Below are 14900 nucleotides of genomic sequence, written 5' to 3'. Positions count from 1 at the left end.
GAGAATGTGAGCCAAAGGTCCTTGACGCAACTGTTGATCAGCCAAAAGACGGCACTAGTGGCGCGCCGTTTTACAGCGCGCGCCGCCCGTCTCTTCAAATCCGCCGGCTATACGAACGCCCAAAGAGCTCCTCTTCGCGTCCTGAAGACCGCGCCCGACGGCATGACCCAGGCGGAGCTCGCCGCCAGTCTTCAAATCTCGGAACCGACCCTGTCGCGTCGCGTCGCGCGTCTGCTGGCCGACGGGCTGATTTCCAAACAGCGTCGACCCGGCGACGGCCGGGCCAATACGATCAAGCTGGAGCCTCGGGGCTATCAGGCGCTTGAACAGTCCGAAGCCATGGCGGCGCGGGATCGCGACATCCTGTTCCAGGGCCTCTCTCAGGAAGAGCTGGACATCGCCTTGAAGGTCTTGAGCCTGCTGGCCGCGCGCATCGCCGCACCTCTGAACGGCGCGCTGAACGAGGATGCGCAACCGGACGAGGAGGAGGACGCGGACGGGGACGCCTGATCGGCGATCAGGCCCGCCCGCCCTGGGCTGACAGCCGGCCGGCGTCCACGCCCATGCGCGCCAGGGCGCGGGTCCATTTGGTCTGGTGATCGCTATCGAAGATCAGGTCCAGGTCCGCTTCCGTGGTCAGCCAGACGTTATCGGCCAGTTCGTCTTCCAACTGCCCCTCGCCCCAGCCGGCGTAGCCGAGCAGCAAGGTGGCGTGGCGCGGTCCCATGACCGTATCCGTCATCGCCGCCAGGGCCTCGCGCGTCCCCGTCATGGCCAGGCCGTCGCCGAAGGGCAGGGTGTCGTCCCCCACGCTCCAGTCGTCGGTGTGCAGGACGAAGCCGCGTTCGCGCTCGACCGGCCCGCCCATCAGAACCGGACGGCCTACGGACTGTTCCGGCGCGGGCGCGTCCAGCTTGTCCAGCACCGCCTTCAGATCGATTCCCTGGGCGGGCCGGTCCAGCCTCAGACCCATGGCGTGGTCCGGCCCATGGGCGCAGATCAGAATTACGGCGTGTTCGAACCGGGGATCGCCGATGCCGGGCATGGCGACCAGAAGACGGCCCGTCAGGAAGGAGGCGTCGGTCATGGTTTCCATAATCGGGGCTGAATGGGCCCGGCGCAAGCGCGCCGAGCTTGTCTTGGCGGCGTCGGCCGCTATCTGTCGCAGGCGCACCCAAGCCAACCCGCGCGGAGAGATTCCATGACCATCCAGATCGGCGACCGCATTCCCGAGGCGACCTTCGCCCAGGCCACGGCGGAAGGCCCCAAGCCCGTCAACACCGCCGACGTCTTCGCCGGCAAGACCGTGGCGCTGTTCGCCGTCCCCGGCGCCTTCACCCCCACCTGCTCGGCCCGTCACCTGCCGGGCTTCAAGGACAATCTGGACGCCTTCAAGGGCAAGGGCGTCGACGTCGTCGCCTGCCTCTCCGTCAACGACGCCTTTGTGATGAAGGCCTGGGCCGAGAGCCAGGGCGTGGAAGACGGCTCGATCGTCATGCTGGCGGACGGCAACGGCGAACTGACCCGCGCGCTCGGCCTGGTGCTCGACGGCTCGGGCTTCGGCCTGGGCGAGCGGTCGCAACGCTATTCGATGCTGGTCAAGGACGGCGTCGTGACCGAGCTGAACGTCGAACAGGGCGGCGAGTTCAAGGTCTCCTCGGCCGAGCATCTGCTGGCCCAACTCTGATCGGGATCGGGCCGCGCCGACGCTTCGCATTTTGAGCGCGGCCCAACACGCATGACGACGGACGTCTTCAGCCCCGAGAAGCGCAGCGCGGTGATGCGCCGCGTCAAGGGGCGGGACACCTCGCCCGAACTGGCCGTGCGCAGGGTGCTGCGCGCGGCCGGGATCGGCTATCGGCTAGGCGGCCAGCGGCTGGCGGGACGGCCGGATCTGACAATGAAAGGGCGGCGGGTCGCCGTCTTCGTCCACGGCTGCTTCTGGCACGGCCATGACTGTCCGCGAGGATCGCGCAAGCCCAAGGCCAACGCCGACTACTGGGGCGGCAAGATCGCCCGCAACCGCGCCAGAGACGCGCGATCGGCCGAGACCCTGACGGCCGACGGCTGGCGGGTGGTGATCGTATGGGAGTGTGACCTGCGCACACCCGATTTCGCCGCTCGGCTGGTCGCCGAGATCAAGGGTCAGGCCGCGTCGACGTCTGAGGTCGAAGGCTGAGGCGTTGCAGCGCCTGCGTCCTGGGCCGCGTCGTCCAACACATGCTGTAGCGCTGCGAACAGGGCCGGCGGCGTCAGGGGCTTGGAGACGAAATAGGCCATGCCGGCGGCCTGGCAGGCGGCGATGTCTTCCGGCGCGGAATCCGCCGTCACGGCCACAACGGGTGTTCGGGCGTTCGGACCGTCGCCGGCGCGCAGCCGGCGGGTGGTCTCGCGCCCATCAAGCTCGGGCATGCGCACGTCCATGAAGATGACGTCGAAGACGACTTCGGCGCAGCGTTGCAAGGCGATCACCCCGTCGGAGGCGGTGACGATGTCGCAGCCCAGGGGCTCGAGGATCAGCTGAACCGCGCGACGGTTGATGTCGTGGTCATCGACCACCAGCAGCTTCAACGGACGGTCGGCCTCTTCGGGCGGAGGCGGCGCGGCCGGCGTCTCGACGGGCGGCGTCTCGGCGGCCGGCGCTGGGACGTCTTCGGCAGGGGGCGCAATAGGCGGAGCGGCAAGGGGCAGGGCCAGCGCGTCGGGGCGGGCCGTCAGCCCCCGGGCCGCTGGAGCCGTTCGCTCCGTCGCCCGGCCGGCCGGCAGGAACAGAGACACGGTGAAGCGCGCGCCCTGGCCGGGGGCGCTGCGCGCCGTCAGCCGTCCCCCCATCAACTCGGTCAGATCCCGGCTGATGGACAGGCCCAGGCCCGAGCCGCCGAACTGGGCGCCGACGCCTTCGGCCGTCTGATCGAAGGGGTTGAAGAGGCGCTCCATCTGCTCGGCGGTCAGGCCCGGACCCGTATCGGCGACTTCGAACAGAAGGGCATAGCCGGACGGCTCTTCCGGCCAGGCCTCAAGGCGCAGGGTGATCTGTCCCTCGGCGGTGAACTTGACCGCATTGGACATCAGATTGTTCAGCACCTGACGGATCCGCATGGGATCGCCCTTGACGTCGCGCGGCATCTGGGCGGCGCCCTCGACCCGCAAGGTCAGGCCCTTGGCCTCGATCGGTCCGCGCCACAGACGCAGGGTCTGGGCCAGCATGGCGCGCAGATCGAAATCCACCACCTCGACCTTCATCCGGCCGGCGCCGATGCGGGTGTGGTCCAAAAGATCGTCCAGCAGGGCCTTCATCATGAGGCCCGCGTCGGTGATCAGGGCGGTGTTGGCGCGAGAAGCGGCGTCGGCCGCCTGAAGCTCGGCCGCGCCGGTCAGGATGGCGCCGATCGGGGTGCGCAGATCATGGCCGATCGCCGCCAGGAAGGCGGTATGGGCCGCCAGATTCTGTTCGGCCTGCCGCCGCAGCCGATCCGCCTCGTCGCGCGCCCGCTGGCGCTTTTCGGCCGTCTCGCTGATGATTTGCCAACTGAGCACGGTGAAGATGACGAACATCACCACGGCCGCAGAGGCGGTCATGATGACCGAGACGCCGGCCCCGAAATGGGCGGCGAAGAACGGCGTGGACAGCAGATACAGCATCGGCGGCGAAAGGGTCGCAGCCAGAAGCATCTTGGATCGGGGCGCGTTGATCATCGAAAACAGCATCTGCGCCGGCAGCATCAGGGCCGCGCACAGGCCGCCCATTGCGCCGCCCATCAGCCACATGGGAATGGACAGGCCGCCGAAGGTCGCGGCGCTGATCAGGATCGCGGCGCAGGTCGGGATTTTCCGTAGGCGAGCGTCGGGCGCGCGTGAAGCCATGCGCAGGACCGCCCATTCCACCGTCTGGGCCAGGCCGTAGATCAGCAGCCAGAGCAGCGAGAGCCGCCAACCCAGCATCGGCGTCACGACCAGGGCGGTCGCCGCCGCCGTCGCCAGCCGTTGCGCCGCCTGCTTGGCGCGGAAGCGAGACGCCACAGTCCAGCCACTCACAGCCGTTGGGACCATGTTCGTCTGTTGCATTCCGCTTCCCATCGGCGCGAACGGTCTTCGTTCGTCGGGCCACAGGATGCGCAGATCGAAACTAACGCTCCGTCAACGGCCCGATCCCACGGCGGCGGAAACGGTGGAAAACCCGTCGGCGCGCAGGCGGGCGGCCAGGTCGCGCTTGATCGCGCCGACCAATCCCGGTCCCTGATAGATCAGGGCGGAATAGATCTGCACCGCCGAGGCCCCCAGGCGAAGGCGAGCATAGGCTTCGGCCCCGCTGTCGATCCCGCCGACGGCGATCAGCGGCAGACGGCCTTGCGCCGCCTCGGCCGCCGCCCGCAGCGCCCTTTCGGCGAAGGGACGCAAGGGAAGACCCGACAGGCCGCCGCTCTCTCCGGCCTGGGGCGAGCTTAGGTTTTCGGGGCGTTCCAGGGTGGTGTTGGAGACGATCAGCCCGTCGATCCGATGGGCCAGGGCGGCCTCGACGATCATGCCGATCTCGCCTGCGACCAGGTCCGGCGCGATCTTCAGAAAGACCGGCGCGCGGTCGGACCGGGCCGTCGGCCGGGCCGCCTCGATCCGACCCAGCAGATCGTCCAGCTGGTCCCGCCCCTGCAAGGCGCGCAGGCCGGGCGTATTGGGCGAGGAGATATTGACCGTGAAATAGGCGGCCCGGCCCGCGAGGCGCTGAAGCCCGGCGACATAGTCGGCCGCCTTGTCCTCCGTATCCTTGTTGGCGCCCAGATTGGCGCCGACGACGACGCCCTGGGGGCGTCGCTCAAGCCGGGCGGCGAAGGCGTCCAGCCCGGCGTTGTTGAAGCCCATGCGATTGATGATCGCCTGGTCTTCCTGCAGTCGGAACAGCCGCGGCCGGGGATTGCCGGGCTGGGGCCGTGGCGTGACCGAGCCGCATTCCACAAAGCCGAAGCCAAGCCGCGACAGGCCGCCCAGCGCCTCCCCGTTCTTGTCCAATCCCGCCGCCAGGCCGATCGGATTGGGCAGGTCGAGGCCGGCGATTGTCGTGTGCAGGATCGGATCATCGACCGGGGCGGCGGGCAGGGGCGCCAGGGCCAGACCCTGGATCGCCAGCCGGTGCGCGGTTTCCGGGTCCAGACGGCGCAGGCCGGCCGCCAAGCCGTCGAACAGGTTCATGCCGCATCCTCGAACCGCATGGCCCCGTCCTCGGCTACGGCGAAGGGGCGGCTGGCGGTGACGGCGGCGACGGGCAGGGGGGCGTAGAGATGGGGAAACAGGGCGCCGCCGCGCGACGGCTCCCACACCAGGGCTTCGTCGAGCAGCGCCAGATCGATCGTCAGCAGCATCAGATCGGCCTGACCGGCGTAGTGGCGGCGCGCGGTCTCGGCCAGTTGATCGGCCGTCGACATATGGATGTAGCCGTCGGCCAGATCGACGACGGAGCCTTGGTAGCGACCTTCCGCCACCATGCGGCGCCAGTCGTTCGACGACAGGATCTTATAGGCGACGGACGTCATGCCGCCCCGCCCAGGGTGCGCGGGGTCAGAAAGCCTTCGTAGGTGCAGCGCCCGGCCGCATCGACGGTGAACAGGGCCGCCGCCCCGGTCGGAAAACCCCCGGCCAGGCGATCGAGAATGGCGGGCGAGGCCGCGCTTTCCGACAGATAGTCGCCGGCCAGCGCATGGACCCCCGGATTGTGGGCCAGAACCAGCAGACAGCCGGCCTCTTCCTCGCTGGCCTCGACGAAGCCGCGCAGGACGTCGGCGGGGGCGTTGTACAGGCGCGGCTCGTCGCGCACCTCCACATCGCCGAAGGCGTCATGCATCTGCTCCCAGGTCTGGCGGGTGCGGACCGCCGAGGATACCAGGGCCAGATCGGGCTTCAGCCCGCGCTCAGCCAGGGCCCGCCCCATCAGCAGGGCTTCGTTGCGTCCGACGGCGGACAGGGGGCGGGCTTCATCGCCGCCGGACGGGCTGTTCGGCTCGGCCTGGGCGTGCCGCATGAGGATCAGTCGATGCATGGGGCTTCGCCATAAGGCCGTTCGCAGGCGGCGACCAGATGGAACGACGTCAACTCCCCGTCAGAAGCGATCAGCCGAGCGGCCCGTCGTGCGAGACGGAGGCGGCAGGCTGAGGCGCAAGCGCCGCCTTGGCCGGGACGCGCTGGGCCTTGCCGCTGGGGCGGATGCGGGCGTAGGCCTGACGCGACGCCTCCAGCAGGATCAGACCGGCCGCGCCCGGCGCGATCCGACGGCCGACCTGTTCGAAACCGTCGGCCAGGGGCAGAAGGGGCGACCAGGGTGGGACATAGAGGGTCTGGGACCAGGCCGTCGGCTCCAGCCCCGCCTCGCGCACCAGCCGTTCCAGCTGGCCCCGCGTGAACGGCCGACCGTGGCCGAAGGGGGTGTTTTCAGCGCGGGACCAGAGCCCGCCCCGCGCGGCGGCGGCCAGGATGATGCGGCCGGTCGGGGCCAGGGCGCGCACCGCCTCCAGCAGCAGGGCCGTCGGGTCGTCGGCCTCTTCCAGGGCGTGGACCAGCAGGATGCGGTCAAAGGCGCCGGCGGCGAAGGGCAGGCGGCGGTCATCGACCAGCAGGCTGCGGTTGCGGCCGACGCTGGGCCAGTGTTCGACCCCCTGGCCGCCGGGCATGGCCGCCACGACCCGTCGCGCCCCGACGAAGGCGTCGAGCCAGGGGGTGGCGTAGCCCAGGCCCAGAACGTCGCAGCCTGTCGCCTCGCCCCAGGCGTCCTCCAGCCGACGCGCCAGCAGTCGACGAGCCAGGGCGCCGGTCGGCTCGCCGTAGAAGGTTCGAAGCTCGTCGATGCTGCGCCGCATGTCGCCACCATAGGCCGCCGGGGTCCGTCCTGCTAGAACGTCGCCATGACCCTGGACGTTCATCTGTTCCCGTGCCGCAGCGACAACTACGGCTTTCTGATCCGCGATCGGGCGACGGGAACCGTCGCGGCGGTCGATACGCCGGACGCGGCGCGCATCCTGCAAGAGCTGGACGGCCTGGGCTGGGGGCGGCTGGACCTGATCCTGAACACCCACTGGCATCCCGATCACACAGAAGGCAACGATAGGCTGAAGGCTGAGACGGGCTGCGAGATCGTGGGGCCGCAGGAGGTGGCGCGCGTGGCGCCGCTGGACCGCGTCGTCGGCGATGGGGACACGGTCGCGGTGGGCGAGACCCGGTTTGAGGTCACGGCCACGCCGGGCCACACCCTGGGCCACGTCGTCTATCGGTCGGTGGAGGCGGGGGCGGCCTTCGTCGGCGACACCCTGTTCGCCCTGGGTTGCGGCCGCCTGTTCGAGGGGACGCCCGAACAGATGTGGGCCAGCCTTCAGACCCTGGCGGCCTGGCCGCCGGAGACGGTGATCTGGTGCGCCCATGAATATACGGCCGCCAATGCGCGCTTCACCCTGAGCCTGGACCCCCGGCCCGAGACGGCCGCCCACGCCGAGGCGATCTTTGAGGCGCGGGCGCGGGGCGAGGCGACCGTGCCCACGACCCTCGAGACGGAACTGCGGTTCAACCCCTTCCTGCGGGCGGGTGACGCAGAGCAGTTCGCCGCGCGTCGGGCGGCCAAGGACGGCTTCAGCGGCTGAGGACGTCGTCCGCCACCAGGCGCACGATCCGCGCGGAGGAGGGGCGGCCCGCGACGCCGGCGCGCGGCTCGATCACGATCCGCAGGGTGCCGCGGCTGAAGGCGGTCTGGCTGGTGCGGCCCTGATCGACGATTTCGATCCGCCGGATGCGGTTGGCTTCGGACCGCAGATTGGGCGAGCGGGCCATGCGGACGATGGCGTCGACGGCGGTGGACAGGGCGTCGGCGGCTACCGCCTCGGACCCCGGCTGGATGTCCACGTCCACGACGACCAGACGCCCCAGAGCCCGGCTGGCGCGGTCGCTCTGGCGGACGATGTAGTTCCACAGCTGAACGGCGGTCAGGCCGGGCGCCAGAAGGGGCGCGGCCTCGCCGTTGCGCGACACCGGCGATCCTTGCGGCGCGGCGGTGGTGTAGAGGGTCATGCCGCCGTCGGGCGTGACCCGCAGGATCTGATCGCCGTTGTCGTTGCGATAGATGATGTCGCCGCGCGGCGCGGCGGTCGGACGCAGCACCCAGATCTCGGTCGACTGCTCGAACCGCATCAGGGGCCGGGCGCCCGTCACATCCAGCACGAAGGCTTGACCCGTGCCGGAGACGTAGCGGGCCGACGGGGGCAGGTTGCGGCGCGACTGGGCGTGGCAGTCGGCCGGCAGGACGGCCGGGGCGGCGACGGACAGGCCAAGGGCGACGACGGCGGCAAGCGCCGTCGCAGTCCCGCGCGGCGATTTTTTCGCCCAGGCCGATCCCGTCAACATCATGAGACTATGGATGAAACCGTCACGCGGCGGATTTTGGGCGAAGCCCGTTCACCCGACCAGGTATTGGCCGCCGTTCAGCGACAGGGTGCAGCCTGTGACATATCCAGCACGCTCGCCCACCAGCCAGGAGACCATGTCGGCGATCTCCTCGCCCTTGCCCAGGCGGCCGACGGGAATCTGCGACACGATCGATTCCAGAACCTTGGGGTCCATGGCGCCGACCATTTCGGTGTCGATATAGCCGGGGGCGATGCAGTTGACGGTCACGCCCTTCCTGGCGTTTTCCAGCGCCAGGGCCTTGGTGAAGCCGATCATTCCGGCCTTGGCGGCGGAATAGTTGGTCTGGCCGATCTGACCTTTCTGACCGTTGATCGAGGAGATGTTGACGATCCGGCCGTGGCCCCGGTCGCGCATGCCGTTGATGACCTGGCGCGTCATGTTGAAGACGCTGTCCATATTCACCCGGATCACGTCGGACCACTGGTCGTGGCTCATCTTGTGGAAGAAGCCGTCGCGGGTGATGCCGGCGTTGTTGACCAGGATGTCGATCGGACCCAGTTCGGCCTCGACCTCGCTGACAGCGCGGGCGCAGTCCTCGAAACTGCCGACATTGCCCTTGACCACCATGACGCCCAAGGCGCGGGCGGTGGCCTGGGCCGCCTCGTCATTGCCGGAATAGCCGGCGGCCACCCTTATGCCGTCCTCGCTGAGGCGTTGAACGATCGCCTTGCCTATGCCCCGGGTTCCGCCGGTCACCAATGCTACGCGCGCCATCCGTCCGTCCTTGTTTCCTCGCGTCCGTCTGCTGCGGACTGTCGCTCAAGGTGTAGCCGCGCAGGGGTTGCGGATCAAAGGCCGATTTCCCCTGCGGCGCCTTTACGTCTGTTCAGGCGCGTCAGGCCGCCATCTTCGCCATGTCGATGACGAACCGATAGCGGACGTCGGACTTCAGCATCCGCTCATAGGCGTCATTGATCTGGTCCGGGGCGATGGTCTCGATGTCGCAGACGATGCCGTGTTCGGCGCAGAAGTTCAGCATCTCCTGGGTCTCGGCCATGCCGCCGATCAGAGAGCCGGCGATCCGCCGCCGACGCCACAGCAGGGGCACGGCGAACACCGGCAGGCCCTCGGTGGTCAGCCCCAGCATGACCATGGTCCCGTCGCGGGCCAGAAGCTGGGTGTGGGCGGCGATCTCGTGGGTCGCCGAGACGGTGTTGATGATGAGGTCGAAGCTTTCGGCCGCCGCCTTCATCGCCGCCTTGTCGCTGCTGATCAGGAAATGTTCGGCGCCCATCCGCTCCGCATCGGCCTTCTTGCGGTCGGAGGTGGACAGGACCGTGACCTCGGCGCCCATGGCGGCGGCCAGCTTGACCGCCATATGGCCCAGTCCGCCCAGGCCGATGACCGCCACCTTGGAGCCCGGTCCGACCTTCCATTCCTTCAGCGGCGAATAGGTCGTCACGCCGGCGCACAGCAGGGGGGCGGCGACGTCCAGCGGCAGGCTGTCGGGAATGGTGACGACAAAGTGCTGATCCACCGTGATATGGTCGGAATAGCCGCCCTGGGTGATGGTCTCGGCCGTGCCGCCCTTCCTGTCCTTGCCGCCATAGGTGCCCGTGAAACCGGGCACGCAATATTGCTCAAGCCCCTCCCGGCAGGATGAACATTCGCGGCAGCTGTCGACCATGCAGCCGACGCCGACGCGGTCGCCTTCCTTGAAACGGACGACGCTGGAGCCGACGGCCTTGACCACGCCGGCGATCTCGTGGCCCGGCACCAGGGGATAGGATGCGGGTCCGGTCTCGCTGCGGGCCATGTGCAGGTCCGAATGGCAGATGCCGCAGTATTTGATCTCGATCAGCACATCGTCCGGGCCGGGATCGCGCCGCTCGAAGCTGTAGGGGACCAGGGGCTTGTCGGCGGCGGTCGCGGCGAAGGCGCGGGTGGCGATCGGCATGGAGAGTCCTTCAGGCTTTGGGGCGTGGCCGACAGATGCGCACCGCCGGCGCCGCCCGCAAGGCCGGCCCTATTTGAGCTGGGCGATCAGAGCCATGGCCGCCGCCGGATTGCGCGCCTTGGCCCCCGAGATGAAATAGGCGAAGACCTCGCCGTCCTCGGCCCAGGCGCGGACCTGGTCGGCGACGGCGGACAGTTCGTCGGCGGTCATGCCGGTCGGTTCGTCCTGGCGGCTGGACATCAGCCGGGCATAGGAGAAGTCGGCGGTCGCCTCGTCGATCTGGGGCCAGGTCGGCTCTTCGTCATCGACGGCGTAGACGATGGCGACGCCGTATTTGCGGGCCAGGTCATAGAACTGTTCGGTGGCGAAGGTCGGGTTGCGGACCTCCAGGGCGTGGCGCAGGCGGACCCCGTCCTTCTCGGGCGGCAGCAGCTTCAAGAAACCCTCGAAGTCCTCAGGATCGAACTTCTTCGTGCCCATGAACTGCCAGTTGATCGGCCCCAGCCTGTCGCCCAGTTCGGTCAGGCCCTGGGACAGGAACCGGTCGAAGCTCTCGCCGCCTTCGGACAGGATCTTGCGATTGGTGCAGTAGCGGCTGGCCTTGACCGAAAAGACGAAGCCGTCCGGCGTCTCGTCGCGCCACTTCTTCCAGCTGTCGGGTTTGAAGGTCGAATAATAGGTGCCGTTGATCTCGATCGAGGTCAGTTTCGAGGCGGCGTATTCCAGCTCGCGCTTTTGAACCAGGCCCTCTGGATAGAAGACGCCGCGCCACGGCTCATAGGTCCAGCCGCCGACGCCGATGTGGATGGGGTGGGTCATGGTTCGCTGCCTTCGTCGTTCGATCCGACCTCAGAGCCATCGGATTGCCAATCCTCAAGCGCGTGCCGAATGCGTCGGATAAATACGTCCGCATCGTCGATCCGATAGAGGACGGCATGGCTCTTGTAGAGCATCACGTGAGCGTCCGCGCTCAACTCGGGCCGAGCGGCTCCGAGCCGGGGGAAGTCCGTAAGCAAATCCAGTTTGGCGAACAGGCCCTCGATATAGTCATCGGCCTGACGGCTCCCAAACAGTTCCAGACCTTGCAAATAGACCTGCTGCAAGTCCGCCCGCGCCTCGCGGCTCAGGCGAAGCATTAGGAGGCGCGGCGCAACTGGGCGCGCAGTTCCTCAATCACTTCACGCGGAGACTGATCGGAAACGCCAGAGGCGTCGGCCTCTGCGATCAATCTTTGCCAGTGCGCGATCTTTTCCGCCTTGACCTGCTCGCGGCGGATCAGGTCGCGGATGACGTCGGAGGCGTTGGCGTAGCGGCCCGATCGGGCCTGTTCCTCGACCCAGGCCTTCATCGGGTCGGGCAGGGAGATGTTCATCGTGGCCATGGGCGGTCCTTCCCTATCGCGGCAGAGGATGGACCTTTGGCAAACTTTGTCAATTTCCACCCCCAAGGGACGATCGGCCGAAAAAGGGTGTCCGAACTGTCCGATGTGTCCGATTTGTCCCTCAGGACGGGGCCTTACCCCGCTCGCACGTCAGAGGCGGTCGCAGGGGCGGCCATCAAGACCTGAATGCCGCCCAGCAGGGCGGCGGCGGTGACGGGCTTGGAGACGTGCAGATCGGCGCCGGCCGCCAGGGCCTGACGGCGGTGGTCGTCCATGGCGTTGGCGCTGAGCATGATGACGGGAGTGCGCCTGCGGCGGCTCGCCTCCACCCGGCGAATGGCGCGTGTCGCCGTCAGGCCGTCCATTTCCGGCATCTGCATGTCCATCAGCACCAGGTCGAAGTCCTGGCTCTGGAAGGCCTCAAGGGCCTGGAGCCCGTTGTCGACCGTGACGATCTGCATGTCGTGCGCGCCCAGGATCAACTGGACGACCCGCTGGTTGACGGGGTGATCTTCGGCCAGAAGCACGCGGAGCGCGGGCAGGGGCGCGGCGATCTGCGTCGCCCGGCCGCGTGTCTGGACATCGTAATCACCCAGGCTGCTGACGCGCGGCAACGGAATTTCGACCGTGAACCGGCTGCCGACGCCCGGTGTCGAGGCGGCTCTGATGCGGCCGCCCATCATCTCCGTCAGGGCGTGGCAGATCGACAGACCGAGACCGGTCCCGCCGAAGCGCCGGGTGACGGTACTGTCGGCCTGAGTGAACCGCTCGAACAGGCGCGCGGCGTGGTCGCAGGAAAAGCCCACCCCCGTATCCTGCACCGTCAGGCTCAGCACGGTCAGGCCGTCGGAGTCTTCGCACACCCGGACGTCGACTTGGACGCCGCCGTGTTGAGTGAACTTGATCGCATTGGACAGGAGATTGTCCAGAATCTGGCGAATTCGCAGACTGTCGCCGACGAAGACGCCGCGGGCGTCGGCGTCGCGCCGCACCTCCAGGGTCAGGCCCTTGGCCTCGGCCCGCAGCCGCGCCACGTCCAGGCCGGCCTCCAGCGCCTCGTCCAGGTCGAAGGGGCGGGTCTCCAGGTTCAGCTGGCCGGCCTCGATCTTGGATACGTCCAGAATGTCCGAGACCAGGCGCTCCAGCGTCACGCCCGAACTCGCGATCAAGGCGACCATCTCGGCCTGTTCTGGGCTGAGGTCGGTCTTCGACAGGGCGTCGACGATTCCAATGACGCCGTTCAGCGGCGTGCGGATTTCATGGCTCATATTGGCCAGGAAGTCGGATTTGGCCTGGTTTGCGGCTTCCGCTGCGGCCTTGGCCTCCCTCAGGGCGCGCTCAGCCGCGACCTTCTGGGTGACGTCGCGCGCGACGCCGAAGATCCGGTTCCCCAACCGCTGGGCGCGCCATTCCAGGGTGACGTAGCGGCCGTCCCGGTGGCGATACCGGTTGATCTGGCCCAGGACGGGATCGCCCGGCCGACGGTTGACGACCTCGGCCATGGCCTGGCGCGTCGCCTCCTGATCGTCGGGATGGATCAGGCTGGGCAGGAGGCGGCCCACCAACGCCTCGGGACGATAGCCGAGCACGGTGAACCAGGAGGCGCTGGCCTTGAGCACGGGCCCGTTGATGTCGCGCACCACCAGCAGATCCAGCGAGACGTCGAAGAAGGTGTCGAGATCCAGCTCCGGCGCCCTGCGAGGGGCGTCAAAGGGCGCGGCAGGCGTGAGCGAGTCTGCGATCGAGCGGCTGGTCATTGTTCGGCTTACCCGTATGGGACACGCCGTACAGCTTGCGGGTTAAGGACGCCTTTTCATCAGTAGGCGAAATCGGCGTAAATCCGCTTCACATCGCCGCCCCAGGGGCCGTGGTACAGGTCCAGCAGCCGTTCAGCCGGGGTGATCCCGCTGTCGGCGATGTCTTCCAGTTCGGACAGATAGCCGCGCTCGTCCACCATGCCGCCCGAGAAGCGCGCCCGGTTCTTCAGGCCCTGTTTGGCGATGTTGACCAGGTCCACGGCGATGTCGCGCACGCTGCGGCCCGCAACTTCGGCCTTCAGGCCCAGGCGGGTCACGTCGCGGCGCAGGCGCTCGTGGTCGGCGATGTCCCAGTCCTTGACCAGGTCCCAGGCGGCCGCCAGCGACGGCGCGTCGTACAGGATGCCGGCCCACAGGGCGGGCAGGGCGCAGATCCGGCTCCACGGACCGCCGTCGGCGCCGCGCATCTCCAGATAGGCCTTCAGCCGCACCTCGGGGAAGAGGGTGGTCAGGTGGTCGTTCCAGTCCTTGATGGTCGGATAGTCGCCGGGCAGGGCGGGCAGCTTGCCGGCCTGGAAATCGCGGAACGACTGGCCCGAGGCGTCGACGTATCGACCGTCGCGCTTGGCGAAATACATCGGGGTGTCCAGCGCATAGTCGGCGTAGCGCTCGAAGCCGAAGCCGTCTTCGAAGACGAAGCCCAGCATGCCCGTTCGATCCGGGTCGGTGTCGGTCCAGACATTGGCGCGGGCCGACAGGAAGCCGTTGGGCCGGCCTTCGGTGAAGGGGCTGTTGGCGAACAGGGCGGTGGCGATCGGCTGAAGCGCCAGGGAGGTGCGGAACTTCAGCACCATGTCGGCTTCGGAATCGAAGTCCAGATTGGCCTGGATGGTGCAGGTGCGCAGCATCATGTCCAGGCCCAGCGACCCCACCTTGGGCATGTAGGCGCGCATGATGTCATAGCGGCCCTTGGGCATGACCGGCGTTTGCTCGCGGGTCCACAGCGGGTCGAAGCCGGCGCCCAGAAAGCCGACGCCCAGCTGGTCGGCGACCTGTTTGACCTCCATCAGATGCTGGCCGGTCTCATTGCAGATGTCGTGGATGGTCAGGAGCGGGGCGCCCGACAGTTCGAACTGCCCGCCGGGCTCCAGGCTGACTGAGGCGACGAAGCCCTCGTCGTTCCGGCGCTCCAGCCCGATCAGAAAGCCGTTCTCCTCGACCGGCGTCCAGCCGAAGCGCTGCAGCCCCTCCAGCATGGCCTTGATGCCGTTCGGGCCGTCATAGGCGGGGCGGGCCAGGGTGGTCTTGTCGAAGCCGAACTTTTCGTGCTCGGCGCCGATGCGCCACTGGTCCTTGGGCTTGATCCCCTTGGACATGGCCTCGATCAGGGCGGTCCGGCTCAGCGGCGCGTTGTCGGTCATGCGTCAGT

The 14900-nt window shown here is 68.1% G+C and carries 18 protein-coding genes; 4 read left to right on the top strand and 14 right to left on the bottom strand.

Translation table 11 applies throughout. The features are described from left to right. Positions 1-57: 57 nt before the first annotated feature. Positions 58-510, top strand: a complete 453-nt coding sequence (locus ACZ5M6_RS15690) for a MarR family winged helix-turn-helix transcriptional regulator (protein ID WP_054766585.1) — start codon at positions 58-60, stop codon at positions 508-510. Positions 511-517: 7 nt separating this feature from the next. Here the strand turns inward: ACZ5M6_RS15690 and ACZ5M6_RS15685 are convergent, their stop codons facing one another. Continuing rightward, the gene (locus ACZ5M6_RS15685; protein ID WP_464159084.1) at positions 518-1087 is read right to left on the bottom strand and encodes a YqgE/AlgH family protein; all 570 of its coding nucleotides are present in this window, start codon (positions 1085-1087) and stop codon (positions 518-520) included. Positions 1088-1201: 114 nt separating this feature from the next. Between ACZ5M6_RS15685 and ACZ5M6_RS15680 the strand changes: the two genes are divergently transcribed. Further along, positions 1202-1687: a peroxiredoxin gene (locus tag ACZ5M6_RS15680; RefSeq protein ID WP_054766584.1), complete on the top strand. Its 486-nt coding sequence runs from the start codon at positions 1202-1204 to the stop codon at positions 1685-1687. A 51-nt stretch (positions 1688-1738) separates the two neighbouring features. Further along, the gene (locus ACZ5M6_RS15675; protein ID WP_182714407.1) at positions 1739-2179 is read left to right on the top strand and encodes a very short patch repair endonuclease; all 441 of its coding nucleotides are present in this window, start codon (positions 1739-1741) and stop codon (positions 2177-2179) included. Here the strand turns inward: ACZ5M6_RS15675 and ACZ5M6_RS15670 are convergent. The 5 genes from ACZ5M6_RS15670 to ACZ5M6_RS15650 form a co-directional block, all read right to left on the bottom strand. Then, positions 2146-4065 (bottom strand): ATP-binding protein, encoded by a 1920-nt coding sequence (locus ACZ5M6_RS15670; protein ID WP_152950914.1) that lies wholly within the window; start codon positions 4063-4065, stop codon positions 2146-2148. The two genes, ACZ5M6_RS15675 and ACZ5M6_RS15670, sit on opposite strands and share 34 nt — an antisense overlap. A gap of 72 nt (positions 4066-4137) precedes the next feature. Next, positions 4138-5184 (bottom strand): quinone-dependent dihydroorotate dehydrogenase, encoded by a 1047-nt coding sequence (locus ACZ5M6_RS15665; protein ID WP_464159083.1) that lies wholly within the window; start codon positions 5182-5184, stop codon positions 4138-4140. Next, entirely contained in the window at positions 5181-5525 is a 345-nt protein-coding gene (locus tag ACZ5M6_RS15660) for a DUF952 domain-containing protein (protein WP_054766580.1), read from the bottom strand. The genes ACZ5M6_RS15665 and ACZ5M6_RS15660 overlap by 4 nt, the downstream gene beginning before the upstream one ends. Beyond that, on the bottom strand, positions 5522-6028 hold the full coding sequence (locus ACZ5M6_RS15655) for a SixA phosphatase family protein (RefSeq protein ID WP_054766579.1): 507 nt from the start codon (positions 6026-6028) through the stop codon (positions 5522-5524). Before ACZ5M6_RS15655 ends, ACZ5M6_RS15660 begins: the two co-directional genes overlap by 4 nt. Positions 6029-6098: 70 nt before the next feature. Next, positions 6099-6842 carry a class I SAM-dependent methyltransferase gene (locus tag ACZ5M6_RS15650; RefSeq protein WP_152950911.1) on the bottom strand — a complete coding sequence of 248 codons (744 nt, stop codon included), beginning with the start codon at positions 6840-6842 and terminating at the stop codon, positions 6099-6101. Positions 6843-6887: 45 nt separating this feature from the next. Between ACZ5M6_RS15650 and gloB the strand changes: the two genes are divergently transcribed. Continuing rightward, entirely contained in the window at positions 6888-7616 is a 729-nt protein-coding gene (gloB, locus tag ACZ5M6_RS15645) for a hydroxyacylglutathione hydrolase (protein ID WP_409612511.1), read from the top strand. Here the strand turns inward: gloB and ACZ5M6_RS15640 are convergent. The 8 genes from ACZ5M6_RS15640 to ACZ5M6_RS15605 all read right to left on the bottom strand — a co-directional run bounded on the left by ACZ5M6_RS15640 (position 7606) and on the right by ACZ5M6_RS15605 (position 14892). After that, positions 7606-8376 carry a DUF4908 domain-containing protein gene (locus tag ACZ5M6_RS15640; protein WP_054766576.1) on the bottom strand — a complete coding sequence of 257 codons (771 nt, stop codon included), beginning with the start codon at positions 8374-8376 and terminating at the stop codon, positions 7606-7608. The two genes, gloB and ACZ5M6_RS15640, sit on opposite strands and share 11 nt — an antisense overlap. 48 nt (positions 8377-8424) lie before the next feature. Beyond that, the gene (gene phbB, locus ACZ5M6_RS15635) at positions 8425-9150 is read right to left on the bottom strand and encodes an acetoacetyl-CoA reductase (protein WP_054766575.1); all 726 of its coding nucleotides are present in this window, start codon (positions 9148-9150) and stop codon (positions 8425-8427) included. A gap of 121 nt (positions 9151-9271) precedes the next feature. Next, positions 9272-10333 carry an NAD(P)-dependent alcohol dehydrogenase gene (locus ACZ5M6_RS15630; RefSeq protein ID WP_054766574.1) on the bottom strand — a complete coding sequence of 354 codons (1062 nt, stop codon included), beginning with the start codon at positions 10331-10333 and terminating at the stop codon, positions 9272-9274. A gap of 69 nt (positions 10334-10402) precedes the next feature. Then, on the bottom strand, positions 10403-11152 hold the full coding sequence (locus ACZ5M6_RS15625; protein ID WP_464159082.1) for a DUF72 domain-containing protein: 750 nt from the start codon (positions 11150-11152) through the stop codon (positions 10403-10405). Beyond that, positions 11149-11469: a type II toxin-antitoxin system RelE/ParE family toxin gene (locus ACZ5M6_RS15620; RefSeq protein ID WP_224762222.1), complete on the bottom strand. Its 321-nt coding sequence runs from the start codon at positions 11467-11469 to the stop codon at positions 11149-11151. Before ACZ5M6_RS15620 ends, ACZ5M6_RS15625 begins: the two co-directional genes overlap by 4 nt. Next, positions 11469-11714, bottom strand: a complete 246-nt coding sequence (locus ACZ5M6_RS15615; protein WP_464159081.1) for a type II toxin-antitoxin system ParD family antitoxin — start codon at positions 11712-11714, stop codon at positions 11469-11471. The genes ACZ5M6_RS15620 and ACZ5M6_RS15615 overlap by 1 nt, the downstream gene beginning before the upstream one ends. A 134-nt stretch (positions 11715-11848) precedes the next feature. Beyond that, a complete protein-coding gene (locus tag ACZ5M6_RS15610) occupies positions 11849-13471 on the bottom strand; it encodes an ATP-binding protein (protein ID WP_464159080.1) in 1623 nt (540 codons plus the stop codon). 59 nt (positions 13472-13530) lie between these two features. After that, entirely contained in the window at positions 13531-14892 is a 1362-nt protein-coding gene (locus tag ACZ5M6_RS15605; RefSeq protein WP_464159079.1) for a glutamate--cysteine ligase, read from the bottom strand. Positions 14893-14900 lie beyond the last annotated feature (8 nt).

Source organism: Brevundimonas sp. Br13 (genome assembly GCF_055391505.1).
The sequence above is the reverse complement of the archived record's forward strand: the minus strand, read 5'-3'. Positions and strand labels throughout refer to the sequence as shown.